This window comes from Chryseobacterium potabilaquae (genome assembly GCF_902728265.1).
GTDB classification, from domain to species: domain Bacteria; phylum Bacteroidota; class Bacteroidia; order Flavobacteriales; family Weeksellaceae; genus Chryseobacterium; species Chryseobacterium potabilaquae.
In genome coordinates, this window is sequence record NZ_CACVBR010000061.1 from 1 (window position 1) to 12,811 (window position 12,811).

The following is a 12,811-nucleotide window of genomic DNA, read 5'->3' on the forward strand; positions in this document are numbered from 1 at the left end:
TTGTCAATCATAACTATGTAATGGTTAAAAATAATAAAAAGTTATTTCCGAAAAATTTCTTGAGCTGTAAGAGCTCTAAATTTTCCAGAATAACTTTTTAACTTACACAGTTAGTGAGACACTACCAAGTGATCATTCTGAATACCCTAAAATGTTTTACCTTTAACACCGCTTTTTTATTTTTTTGGTTTGATGTCACTGTGGATAATTAATGTAGAAAAAGAGTAAAGCTCCTATACTGGTTATAAGTATAGGAGTATTTCTATTGACCGTTCAAATTAAATTTACTATGATTGATTAATTTAAATGACATTATAAATCTCCATTTTGTGATAGTATATATGCTTTATATAAGGGTGTTTGAGTGTTTTTGTCGATTGTAGTATTAACCTGATTTTATTTTGTATTGTTAATGTTTTTTTATTTCTTTTATTGTTGAATTATTATTATTTTATGACTTTAGTCATTTTTTTGATTTTTATTCTTTTTCAGTTTGGTGTCATAAAATACTTATCGTTTCTTTGCATCACAATGAATGAAAATTTAAATGAAGAAAGCAAATTATTTCGAATCTGTAAGTATTAGATACTACTTACTTTAAAATTTATTTTACAACTAATGAATTTTAAAATATCTATCAATACTAGTTTTTTAATTAATTATTGTTTTTAATTTGGGATAAGGATTCTTTTTAGAGAATAATATATTAACAACTATCAATAACAAATTATTTTCCAATTTTCTTTTTTTTAATATGAGTAAGATTGTAATGCTTTAATTGATGGAAATATTTATATTTTTATCTGTATAAGTGATTTATTAATCAAAATATAAACAATAGTTTTTTGAATTATTGATTTTACCCTAGGGATCTTTGGACTGATAAATAATTACTTTATTAAATTATTTACATCATACTTCAATGAAATTTAAATTGGAGTAGCTTTTTATTTTTAAACATTTACATTATTTTGAAATTATTACTTCAATTAGCTATTATAATTGAGGTGTGATAATATTTTCAATTTTCAGTTTTGATTTAGTCTAATTAAAATCAATTATAAAAAATATGATTATACAATAACTAATAGAGATCTAGGTGTACACTCAAAAACTTTCAAAGGGATAGCTCTGGTTATAGCAATTAATTTACTTTAAAACGGGGCGCTTTGCCCATAATACTTTAATAGAATGAAAAATAAATTTTTATTAGCATTAATATGTATTACAATGCTAGCGGTTACTGCTTGTTCTGAATCAAGCAGAGAAATGAATCCAGCTTTAGAATCAAAAACAGGAACATATGTCGTAGAAGACTTTGGTAAGACGATTCCCGTAAGTATAGAAAAGGAAAATGATCATATTAATGTCGGATTTATTTATAGTGCTCAATTGTACACTATAAAATTGAATGAAAGTAATAAAGAATTTATTGCTTTACTTGAAGAGGCTGTAAATAAAGAATCAACAATTCATATCTACTTGAGAAACAATTCGAATGAAATTGTTAAAGTAGAGAAATTATCGGATGAAGAATCAAGGGCATTTAGGACGTCTTTGATGGAAAATCAAACAATTAGGGAGAAGCGCAATACATATTTTAAAAATGTAATTGAAAATGAAGGCAAGCTCAGAAGTTTATTTATAAAAATTAAAAATAATTCTTGTAACGGGTTGCATCCATCTTCTCCTTGTGCAAACTTTAATTATGGTGTTGATGGTTGCTATGCTCGTGCACATAAAATCAAACAACTTTTAGAAGAAAATGGATATAGTAGTGAAAAGCAATGGGTGTATGGAAATCTTAGGGCAAGAACATTGGATGGAAAAGGGTGCATCAGTTGGGGATATCATGTTGCTGTATTGGTTACATATATCAATAACTATAATAAGAAAGTTAAAGCAGTAGTGGATCCTTCTTTATTCCCTAATAAGCTTGTTTCAATAAGAGAGTGGGAAAATGCTTGTATGAATAGAAGTTGTGGATATGTCCATGTTACAAGTCGTGCTACTACACCTAGTTGGATCTATTATAGATCTTTGGATGGTAGAATAAAAACAATGGACATACATTATAATAAAACGAATTGTACATTAAGTAAACTTAGAGGGTATTCAGGAACTCAAAGAGCCCCAGCAGATTTAGCATCGTGTAATAGGCTGTTATAATATAGGAATTTATAGTGATGGTAGTTGTCTGTACCATGTAAAGCGTGTCAATAGTAAAATAATATCTAAAGTTAATTGAATTTAGCTGTCTAATTATGCAGTCTATGAAGATAAAAAATGGTAAAAATAAAAAAATGAGAGAGTTTATCAATCGTCTTTTTGATGATGCAGAAAGAGATTGGAATATTATAAGAGACGAATTATTTCAAGAAGGTGGTAATGAATGTTTATTATCATCCATTACAAATACTTACTCAGATTCCTTAAAAGTTCGAAGTAACAACTCTATTATTCCAGGCTTTTCGGTTATTGAAGACGGGAATATATATGTTGGTGACTTCATTGCCTTTGTAGTAGATATCAGAGAATCTACTTCATTATTCAAGATATCTTATAATGATCATCATATAGAAAATGGGCTTCAAAAAGTATTTTATATCACATCTACATTGCTTCAGTCCATAGCATATACGGTATTAGAAAAAGAAGGACGACAGGCAGTGAAACTGCTTGGAGATGGGATATTAGTTTTATTTAAAGTCGATTCAAAAGAAATATCTCAAGAAATATTAAGCGTTTATAAAGCAGCAAAAACATGTATTAATGAAACAATGGTCATCTTTAATGAAGTTCTAGGGCAGAGATATGGAGTTACCCCATTGGAAATTGGAATTGGTATCTCTTACGGGAAATCTATTGTTAAAGTTATAGACAAGTTTCATACTGAGGTTATTGGAGAATGTGTCTGGGAAGCCTCAAAATTAAGTAAAGGTCGGAATTTGATAAAACTGTCAAAAAATGTTGAAAATTTTTTAAAAAATGAAAATGTCTATTTATATGAGTAAAAAAATGCATCTTAATTGCCATATTGTGGGCGTAGGGCAAAACCCAGCTGCCTGGCGTACAAACGAAGATCCTAAAGCTTTTATTAACCCTCAATTTTATGAGGAAACCGCAATAATTGCTGAACGAGGAATGTTTGATGCTGTGTTTTTTTCAGATTCTTTGTCTTTACATGGTCATGCACAAGGTCCGTCTCAAATGTTAGATCCTTTAATTGTTTCCGCATCAATATTAAAAGTAACAGAATATATAGGGCTGATATCTACAATATCTACAACATTTAGTGATCCTTTTATATTAGCTAGACAACTAATAACATTAGATCACTTAAGCCATGGAAGAATAGGATGGAATGCGGTTACTTCATACAATCCAATGGCTGCAAAAAACTTTGGGAAAATAGAACTTCCTAGCTCTAAAAAGCGATATGAACGAGCAGAAGAATTTATAGAAGTAGTGACAAAACTGAATGATAGTTGGAGTGAGGATGCACTTATTGCAGATGCCGAAAATGGGGTCTTTGTGGATGTATCAAAAGTTAAAAGTATAAATCACGAGGGAAACTATTATAATGTTGCAGGTCCTCTGAATGTTCCACGTAGTCCTCAAGGTAAACCTGTTATGGTACAGTCAGGAGCGTCTCAGGAAGGATTGGAATTGGCTGCAAAATTTGCTGATGTTGTGTTCAATGCTCAAAATTCTTTTCAAGAGGCGAAAATTTTTTATGAAAATTTGAAATCAATGGTAATTCTAAAAAATCGTTCTCGAGATTCTTTAAAAATATTACCAGGACTTTATCCTATCATAGGATCTACTTTAGCGGAAGCCAAAGAAAGGAAAGAAAAAATGGATAATCTGAGAAACTTAGATGTGGATATTATTACATTAGGGAGACAATTAGGAATTGAACCTAGTGAACTTAAATTAAATGAATTACTTCCTTATGATCTCATTGAAAAAGCTTCTAAAGATATTATTTCAAATGGCTTTAGAACGCAAATCGTAGGGCTTGCCCGCAAGGAAAATTTAACAGTTCGTGAATTAATTCTGAATAATTTTGGCATGATTAGAACTATAGTTGGAACACCAGACATGATTGCTGATGATATGGAGACGTGGTTTAAAGGAGGTGCAGCAGATGGATTTAATCTAAATTTTGATTCTTTTCCCACAGGATTAGAAGATATGGTTGAACATGTTATTCCCATACTACAAAAAAGAGGATTATTCAGAAAAGAATACACTGAACGGACACTTAGGGAGAGGTTTGAAGCATAATATACTCTTCTAAATCAAAAATAAATATTAACTACTTTGAGTTTTCCTATGTCAATTATCTGAAGGAATAATTGGAAGATCTCTTATAAGTTTTTAAAATAAAATTGAATAAGTATAAAGAGTACTAGAGATGAAAATGAAAATTTTAATAGCGATAATGTCAATGGCTATATTATCAAGCTGTAATAATGATGTGCTTTCTGAAGAAAACACGAATAATAGCCAAAACTCACTGACTGCTAAATCCAGAATGGGTATATATGATGGCCCGGCTAGTCCATTAATAAATAGAATAACAACGATAAGTAGATTTTCTTCTGGAGCTTCTTCTGGACATACTAAAAGTTGTGAAACCAAAAAAATTGATTATGATAAAAATTATAATGAATTTACGCGTTTTACTACAAGAAATCATTTATTATGGCCCGGAAATCTTATCCAAAAAAATACTTTCTTATCCGAAAACATGGCCGTATTTCCAACAGGAGGAGAGAGAAACGAAATAACAGTGAAAATAGACGGGCCTTTATTTGGAGATAATGGAGGAGGTGAAACTATTGAAGCAACGGCAAGTAATGCTCAAAGAGCATTAGGAAATTTACTCTTAAAGTATGAAAAAGCCAATACTAGTTTTGCGGCCAATTATGAAGTTAGTATCCAAAGAGCTTATAGTAATAAACAATTAGAAACGGCATTAAATATAGGATATACTGGAATCTTAGGGAATATAAGTGGGAAATTTGGTTTTACCTTTGATAAAAATAAAACGTATTACGCTGTTACATTGAAGCAAGTTTTCTTTACTTTTTCAGTTGATGCCGATAAAACGTCTCTTTCGGGAGCAAAAGGATGGATTAAAAATTATACTGATGGAGACATGGAACCTCCTGTGGTGATTGAAACAGTCACATATGGTAGGCTATATACCTTAATTTATGAATCTTCAGCGAGTGCTAGTGAATTGTCAGCAGCCCTTGAAGCATTATATCGTGCTCCGACAGGTTTTTTGAGTGGAGACTTTAACTCAAAATATAAAAATGTCATGGAGAATACAAGGGTATATGCAAAACAAATTGGAGGAAATGCTACAGATGGAATGTGTGCAAGCTTGAGCGCTATGGCGAAAAACTTTAGTCAAGTTCAAGATTTTATGCATAAAGGGGCAGAAGTTTCAAGAGCAAATATGGGTGCTATCATTCATTATACAGCTTTAAATACAGCTAAGTCTATATTTAATCTTCCTGTTACAAAGCATGTGAGAGGCATTGATACCTATCAGGAATGTTCAGATAATCAATACAAATTGATTGTAAAAAATAATTATACAGCTTCTATTCCTTTGACTATTAAAACTAAAGATGGGCGGAGTGAAAAATGGGATCTTATTAAAGGCGAGTTTATCACATTTTATTTTGATGTAAACCGTAAACAATTTATTTATAATGGAAGCCCATTGAAACAAATTGATCTTAACAACGGATGTTCAAGTGATGATATTGATTTTATTGATAGGGATTTTGATACTAGAAACCCCCAAATTAAATACCAAAGTCAAAGAATTGGATATCGTACTGTAATAGCACTATTTGATAAATATCAAGAAATAAGTAAAACAATTGCAGAGACTGCTTATGATAAAGATGGAATTAATCAGAATGGAGATGGGCCAAGTGCTCAGTTGATTTCAATAATAGATTTAGAAAATAATGCTCTTGTAATTGATATAAAATAGTATAGGATTTTTTAATTAGATGATAAGGCTCACAAATAAATTTATTTGTGAGCTTTTATTTATATATTAATACAACAATTGATGTGTATCTATGTTTTGATATGTTGTTTCACTTGAGAAATATAAAATAGAATCAATGATATTGGTATATCCTTTTCCATATCAATTAAAAATATTTTGAATTTCTTTCGACCATCAGAAATAAGTTCGGGATGAGTTAATCGATCTCCGTGGTAAAAACTGATGTAATGTTGTTGGTATTTTTTGCTATAGTACATATAGCAAAGCATTTTCTTTTTGTACTTAAAAAAGGGAAGCCCAAAACTAAAGGTTTCCGTAATATTTTCAATGTCAGATTCCAGAATTGTTTTCCTCAAAAATAAAAGAGTACTTCTTTCAGGTTCTTCAATTCTGTAGAAATACTCTTGTATTGGATTCATTATATTAGATTTGAATTAATCAAAATTTTGTAATTCAACCAGTTTGTTGTACATTCCCTTTTTGGCAATAAGTTCATGATGTGTTCCTTGTTCTACAATATCTCCTTTTTCCATAACAATAATCCAGTCTGCTTTTTGGATAGTTGACAATCTGTGAGCAATAACCAAAGAAGTTCTGTTTTCCATCATCTTTTCTAAAGCATCCTGAACAAACCTTTCCGATTCTGTATCTAATGCTGAAGTAGCTTCATCTAAAATCATAATGGGTGGATTTTTTAATACAGCCCTTGCTATAGAAACTCTCTGTTTCTGTCCTCCGGAAAGTTTATTTCCGTCATCTCCAATATTGGTTGAATATCCTTCAGGAAGCTGAGATATAAAAGCATCAGCATTGGCAACTTTAGCGGCAGCAATTACTTCTTCTTTTGTAGCATCTGGTTTACCCATTAAAATATTATTGTAAACTGAATCATTAAATAAAACCGATTCTTGGGTTACCATCCCAAGCAGTTGTCTGTATTCCTTTAATTTTAAATTCCTAATGTTGATTCCATCGATCAAGATTTCACCTTCCGAAACATCATAAAATCTAGCTAACAGGTTCGCAATGGTTGTTTTACCACTTCCACTTTGTCCAACAAGAGCCACTGTTTTACCTTTGGGTATAGAGATAGAGAAGTTTTTAAGAATAGTATGGTCTTTATCATAATAAAAACCGATATTATTAAATTCAATTTGATTATTAAGGGTAGAGATTGAAACGGGGTTTGTAACTTCGTCAATTTTTACATCTGCCTCAAGAATCTCCATTACTCTTGCCAAAGAAGCTTCTCCTTTCTGAACATTTCCTATAGAGGCTGATAAGCTTTTTGCAGGAGGTAAAATTTGAAAAAACATTCCTAAGAAAACTAAGAAATCAGCGGGAGAAATGGATTGTTCTACAATAATTTGTTTTCCTCCATACCAAGCTATAATTAAGAAAGTAATAGATCCTAAAAATTCGCTCATCGGAGATGCTAGTTCTTTTTTTCTTCCTAGATTGATTGAGCTATTTATCCATTTTTGCATCGAATTCGTAAATCTGGTATTCAGGATTTTTTCTGCATTGAAAATCTTGATAACTTTTGATGATTTTAATGTTTCATCTACAATGGAAAATATAGTACCCATTTCGTTTTGAGCTTCATGGGAATCTTTTTTCAGACTTTTTCCTACCAATGCAATCATAGTCCCCATAACAGGCAATACTAAAAGAGAAAAAAGAGTCATTTCCGGACTTAAAAAGAATAAAGTAACTAATGTGCTAATGAGCATAAAGGGAGCATTGATAAGCTCTATCAAACTTCCTAATATATTACCTTCTACTTCACCTACATCATTTGACATACGAGACATAAGATCTCCCTTTCTTCGTTCTGTAAAAAAGGAAACCGGTAGAGACAGTATTTTATTATACATCGCACCACGAAGGTCTTTTGTAACCCCCACACGATAATTGATCAATAAAAAAGAACCAAAATATCGAAACGCATTTCTTAAAAAAAACATAAACGATGTAATAATACAAAGCCATGCTAATACTTTAAGTGAACCATACTCAGCCACCAAAGTTTGTACATAGTAGTTGGAATAATCTTTCAGATAAGAAAAAAGATCTATAATATCTCCCGAATAAACAGGAGCAGACTTATATTCTTGTGGTGTAATTGTACCAAAAAGCATTCCCAAGACGGGTAAAATGGTACCTAATGAAGCAATCTGAAATACAGAATACATAATATTGAAAAATAAACTTCCATAGATGTATTTCTGATGAGGTTTTGCAAATTTTAATATTTTAATATATTGATTCATTCAATGAAAAAATTGGATAGCAAAATTACGTAATTTAAATGATAAGACGTTTCTAATTGAATTTTACTTTATCATTATATTTTGGAGCAAAATTCTTAGGGCTCAATTTTTCCAAAGTCTTTCCGAAATTATTAATGATTTGGGTAAGATTATCAAAATCTACAATGTGAATATCATCACTTTCATTATGATAATGAGTAGCTTTTGTCATGTCAACTGTTGAAAATGAATGAGCAATAATTTTTTTTCTTACAAAACTTACGTTGTCCGATCTATAAAATAATTGTTCAGTAGGATAGGGATCATTATTTATTTTTAAGTTATTAGCTGCATATTTGTTAAAAAGTTCACCCAAATCTGAAAACTCATCCCCAGTCATATATAAAGCATTTTTTCCAAACTGAGATTCGGTAGCAACCATTTCAAAATTGAAAAGAGCGATTAGATTATTATAAATTTTCTCTAAGCCTTTATTTTCTATAATAGCACTTGACCCTAACATTCCTTTTTCTTCACCATTAAATGCGATGAAAACCATAGAAAATTCTGGATTTTTATTTTTAAAATATTCAGCAATACCAATTAAAGTGGTAATTCCACTGGCATCGTCATCTGCTCCATTGTAGATATTATCTCCGTCATTATCACTAGTCCCAATATGATCAAAGTGTCCTGAAAATCCTAAAACTTTATCGGTTTTTCCTTTTTTTATTCCGCAGACGTTATAAGCAATTTGCCCTTTATAGTCAAAAGGAATCAAATAAGAATTTCCCGTGCAATATTCTAAATTATTTTCTTTAAAAACTGTGGAAATATAATTCGCCGCATTTTCATTTTCAGGTGTTCCTATCTCTCTTCCTTTCATATTATCTGAGACCAGTGTGGAAAGTATAGTCTGAACTCTTTCTTTGGAGATTTCTTGGGAAAAAGAGCATATTGAGAAAAAGGAGAAAAGAAAAGTAAGAAAAGTAGATTGTTTTTTCATTTTGTATAAAAATTTATAGATAATCTGTTGTAGTTATAACGGAAATATTTCATAAAATAATATTGTTGTGGATTTTATATGGATTTCACCTACTCCTCATATTTTATATAAGTTAAGTTATAAGAGTGTAATATAAGGAAAATAAAAAAAACAGCCTCTAAAAAGAAGCTGTTCTCACTCAAAAAATCGTTGTGTGGTTATCGAAGTCTGTCTACAGATTTTACGAGCCTTTCATCCTTTTTGATGTAAATGTTTGAAATAATCAAGCAAATAATCGCAATCAATGAAAAAATGGGCTCAATACCCTTCTCAGGAAATTGTATTCCTCCGGATAAGTTGAGTAACCAGTAAATCAATACACCCATCAACAAAGCGTTTATAATGATGCTGACTGTATTCAGCAAAATTTGTCTTTTTCTGTTTTTAAAGCTAAAAATACTTAATAGTCCAACTAAAACAAGGATAATACAGCCTATGTTCACAACAGATATGTTCCCAAATTGAGCAACATCTTGTCCTGAAACAAAAAGAAACACAGCAGCTAATACTGCTAAAAAAGTCCATATGGTCTGTATTCTCTGTAGCATTGAATATTAAATTCTTGGCAAAAATAATATAAATTTTGCACAATTCAAAAATAAGTGTAGATTTGCATTATACAATGTATACTTGAAAACCAAAGTCACCGGACTTACTTTTCTTATTCACAATTAATTACATTTTTACATAAAATATGTTTAACATTGAAACGTTAAGGTCAAAATCTGTAACGGAGTTGACAAAAATCTTGAAAGATTTGGGCGTTAAAGTTGCAAGAAATAGCAATGAAAACGATAAAATCTTTGCCATTCTTGACTTTCAGGCTTCTAATCCTAAAGTTGCAAAAGATTATTTCACCGCCACAGAATCCAATATGAATACTGAAGAAAAACAAGTAGAAAAGCCTGTAAAGGCTCCTGCTAAAAAAACAGTAACTAAAAAGACTCCAGCAAAACCTAAGGCTGAAGTAAAAACACCTGCGGCTCCAAAGCCTAAAGTGGAAGAGAAAATATCTATTTCTGAAGAACCTAAACCGGAGAAGGTCAAAATAAAAGAAGAACCTGCCGCTGTAGCAGAAATAACTGAAACACCTTCGGCAGCCAAGAAAAAAAGGAAAAGAGTTGTAGGAAACAGTACAAATGATACGGAAACTCTTGAAAAGAAAGTAGAGGCACCGAAAAATAAAGAATCTCAGGAACCGGCTCCAGTTGAGGAGAAGCCGAATCCAGTCCAGCAACAACCACAGGCTCAGACTCAACAACCTCAAATTCAACAACCTCAGACCCAGCAACCTCAGGCTAAGCCCCAAAGGCAAAATCATCCGCATAATAATGGGAACGGAAATCAACATAGAAATCAAAACCCAAATCAGAACCCCAACCAGAATCAAAATAAGCAACATTCTGACAAACCAGAAGAGCATCCAGAATCTAAGAAAGATTTTAATTTTGATGGTATGGTCAGTATTGAGGGCGTTTTAGAAATTTTACCAGATAATTATGGCTTTTTACGATCATCAGATTTTAGCTATATATCTTCACCAGATGATGTGTATGTTTCTACAGCTCAAATCAGAAATTTTGGGTTAAAAACAGGAGATACTGTTAAAGGTATTGTAAGATTGCCTAAGGAGGGAGAAAAATATTTTTCATTATTAAAACCAACTGAAGTTAACGGTCGTGATTTAGCTTTTATTAAGGATCGTGTAGCTTTTGAATATTTAACGCCACTTTTTCCTGAAGAGAAATTCAACTTAGCAGGGAAGGGGTCTACTATTTCTACAAGAGTCGTGGATCTGTTCGCTCCTATTGGAAAAGGGCAAAGAGCAATGATTGTTGCTCAACCTAAAACAGGTAAAACAATGTTACTAAAGGATATTGCCAATTCTATTGCAGCCAATCATCCTGAAGTATATATGATGGTTCTTTTAATTGATGAACGTCCTGAGGAAGTTACTGATATGGAAAGAAGCGTAAATGCAGAAGTAATTGCTTCTACCTTTGATGAAGCAGCAGAAAAGCATGTTAAAGTAGCTAATCTTGTTTTGGCTAAAGCTCAAAGGATGGTAGAATGTGGGCATGATGTCGTGATTTTATTAGACTCTATTACGAGATTGGCAAGAGCATATAATACCGTAACTCCAGCATCTGGTAAAGTTCTATCAGGTGGGGTTGACGCAAATGCGCTTCACAGACCCAAAAGGTTTTTCGGAGCAGCAAGAAAAATTGAAGGAGGGGGTTCTTTAACAATAATTGCTACGGCTCTTATTGATACAGGATCTAAAATGGATGAGGTAATTTTTGAAGAGTTCAAAGGAACCGGTAATATGGAGCTTCAACTAGATAGAAAGATTGCTAATAAGAGAATTTACCCTGCTATAGATCTTGTTTCTTCAAGTACACGTAGGGATGATCTTTTGCTTGATGAAGTTACTTCGCAGAGAATGTGGATTTTAAGAAAGTATCTTTCCGAAATGAATCCTGTAGAAGCGATGGAATTTGTTGATAAAAACATTAAAGGAACTCTAAATAATGAAGAATTCCTAATGTCAATGAATAAATAAATTTAATATTGTTACCTAAAAAGCACAGATTTATAAGAGTTTGTGCTTTTTTAGTTTCTAATCATAATGAGATTTTGAATGTAATATATCAATGTTAAAGATTTATTAAAGTAATCTTCGTTTTTGAAAATAGGTGAAATATTGGCTAAATTTGGATTCATAACATTTAAAAATAAAAATTATGTCATTTGAATTACCAAAACTAGGATATGCTTACGAGGCATTAGAGCCTACTATCGATGCAAAAACAATGGAAATCCACCATACTAAACATCATCAGGCTTATGTTGATAATTTGAATAAAGCTATCGAAGGGACTGAGTTGGCCGGTAAAACTATTGAGGAGGTTTGCAAAACGGGAACAGATAAGCCTGCAGTAAGAAATAATGGGGGAGGACATTTTAATCATACTCTATTTTGGGAAATTTTGACTCCAGGTGGTAGTAAAGAGCCTGTAGGAAATGTAAAGGCTGCTATTGAAAACTACGGGGGATTTGATAAATTCAAAACCGACTTTTCTGAAGCTGCTAAAACAAGATTTGGATCAGGTTGGGCTTGGCTAATTAAAAATAATGATGGTTCAGTATCTGTATCTTCTACTCCAAACCAAGATAATCCACTAATGCCGGTTGCGGATGTTAAAGGAACTCCTGTTTTAGGATTGGATGTTTGGGAGCATGCTTATTATTTGAATTATCAAAATAGAAGACCTGATTATGTTACCGCTTTTTTTGAGGTAGTAAATTGGGACAAAGTTGAGGAATTATATAATAAATAATTTTTGACTAGTCCTAAATAAGCGTTACAGATTATTAGGTTAAAAATACTAATATTTTATGAGATATTTGTCGGGCTAGTCCGACAAATATCTTTGTTTTTATAGGTTTTTATTTTTACACAATCTTGTT

General features: G+C 31.7%; 10 protein-coding genes. 6 read left to right on the forward strand and 4 right to left on the reverse strand.

Annotated elements, in window-relative coordinates:
- The first annotated feature begins 1,191 nt into the window (after nucleotides 1–1,191).
- The 4 genes from CHRY9293_RS17620 (at nucleotide 1,192) to CHRY9293_RS17635 (ending at nucleotide 6,022) form a co-directional block, all read left to right on the forward strand.
- On the forward strand, nucleotides 1,192–2,169 hold the full coding sequence (locus CHRY9293_RS17620; protein ID WP_162034179.1) for a protein-glutamine glutaminase: 978 nt from the start codon (nucleotides 1,192–1,194) through the stop codon (nucleotides 2,167–2,169).
- Nucleotides 2,170–2,273: 104 nt separating this feature from the next.
- A complete protein-coding gene (locus CHRY9293_RS17625) occupies nucleotides 2,274–3,014 on the forward strand; it encodes an adenylate/guanylate cyclase domain-containing protein (protein WP_162034180.1) in 741 nt (246 codons plus the stop codon).
- Nucleotides 3,007–4,290, forward strand: coding sequence for an LLM class flavin-dependent oxidoreductase (locus tag CHRY9293_RS17630; RefSeq protein WP_228455589.1), 1,284 nt, complete (start codon nucleotides 3,007–3,009; stop codon nucleotides 4,288–4,290). Before CHRY9293_RS17625 ends, CHRY9293_RS17630 begins: the two co-directional genes overlap by 8 nt.
- A gap of 130 nt (nucleotides 4,291–4,420) precedes the next feature.
- Nucleotides 4,421–6,022 (forward strand): thiol-activated cytolysin family protein, encoded by a 1,602-nt coding sequence (locus CHRY9293_RS17635; RefSeq protein ID WP_162034181.1) that lies wholly within the window; start codon nucleotides 4,421–4,423, stop codon nucleotides 6,020–6,022.
- A gap of 89 nt (nucleotides 6,023–6,111) precedes the next feature.
- Here the strand turns inward: CHRY9293_RS17635 and CHRY9293_RS17640 are convergent, their stop codons facing one another.
- The 4 genes from CHRY9293_RS17640 to CHRY9293_RS17655 form a co-directional block, all read right to left on the reverse strand.
- Nucleotides 6,112–6,462 carry a DUF1801 domain-containing protein gene (locus tag CHRY9293_RS17640; RefSeq protein ID WP_162034182.1) on the reverse strand — a complete coding sequence of 117 codons (351 nt, stop codon included), beginning with the start codon at nucleotides 6,460–6,462 and terminating at the stop codon, nucleotides 6,112–6,114.
- A gap of 15 nt (nucleotides 6,463–6,477) precedes the next feature.
- Nucleotides 6,478–8,316 carry an ABC transporter ATP-binding protein gene (locus CHRY9293_RS17645; protein WP_162034183.1) on the reverse strand — a complete coding sequence of 613 codons (1,839 nt, stop codon included), beginning with the start codon at nucleotides 8,314–8,316 and terminating at the stop codon, nucleotides 6,478–6,480.
- A gap of 52 nt (nucleotides 8,317–8,368) precedes the next feature.
- Nucleotides 8,369–9,301, reverse strand: a complete 933-nt coding sequence (locus CHRY9293_RS17650; protein WP_162034184.1) for a M28 family metallopeptidase — start codon at nucleotides 9,299–9,301, stop codon at nucleotides 8,369–8,371.
- 197 nt (nucleotides 9,302–9,498) lie between these two features.
- Entirely contained in the window at nucleotides 9,499–9,888 is a 390-nt protein-coding gene (locus CHRY9293_RS17655) for a DUF4293 family protein (RefSeq protein WP_162034185.1), read from the reverse strand.
- 146 nt (nucleotides 9,889–10,034) lie between these two features.
- On the opposite strand from CHRY9293_RS17655, the gene rho reads away from it, so the two are divergent.
- Together rho and CHRY9293_RS17665 are read left to right on the forward strand one after the other, a co-directional pair.
- Entirely contained in the window at nucleotides 10,035–11,903 is a 1,869-nt protein-coding gene (gene rho, locus CHRY9293_RS17660; RefSeq protein ID WP_162034186.1) for a transcription termination factor Rho, read from the forward strand.
- Between the two features lie 181 nt (nucleotides 11,904–12,084).
- The gene (locus CHRY9293_RS17665; RefSeq protein WP_122545796.1) at nucleotides 12,085–12,681 is read left to right on the forward strand and encodes a superoxide dismutase; all 597 of its coding nucleotides are present in this window, start codon (nucleotides 12,085–12,087) and stop codon (nucleotides 12,679–12,681) included.
- Nucleotides 12,682–12,811 lie beyond the last annotated feature (130 nt).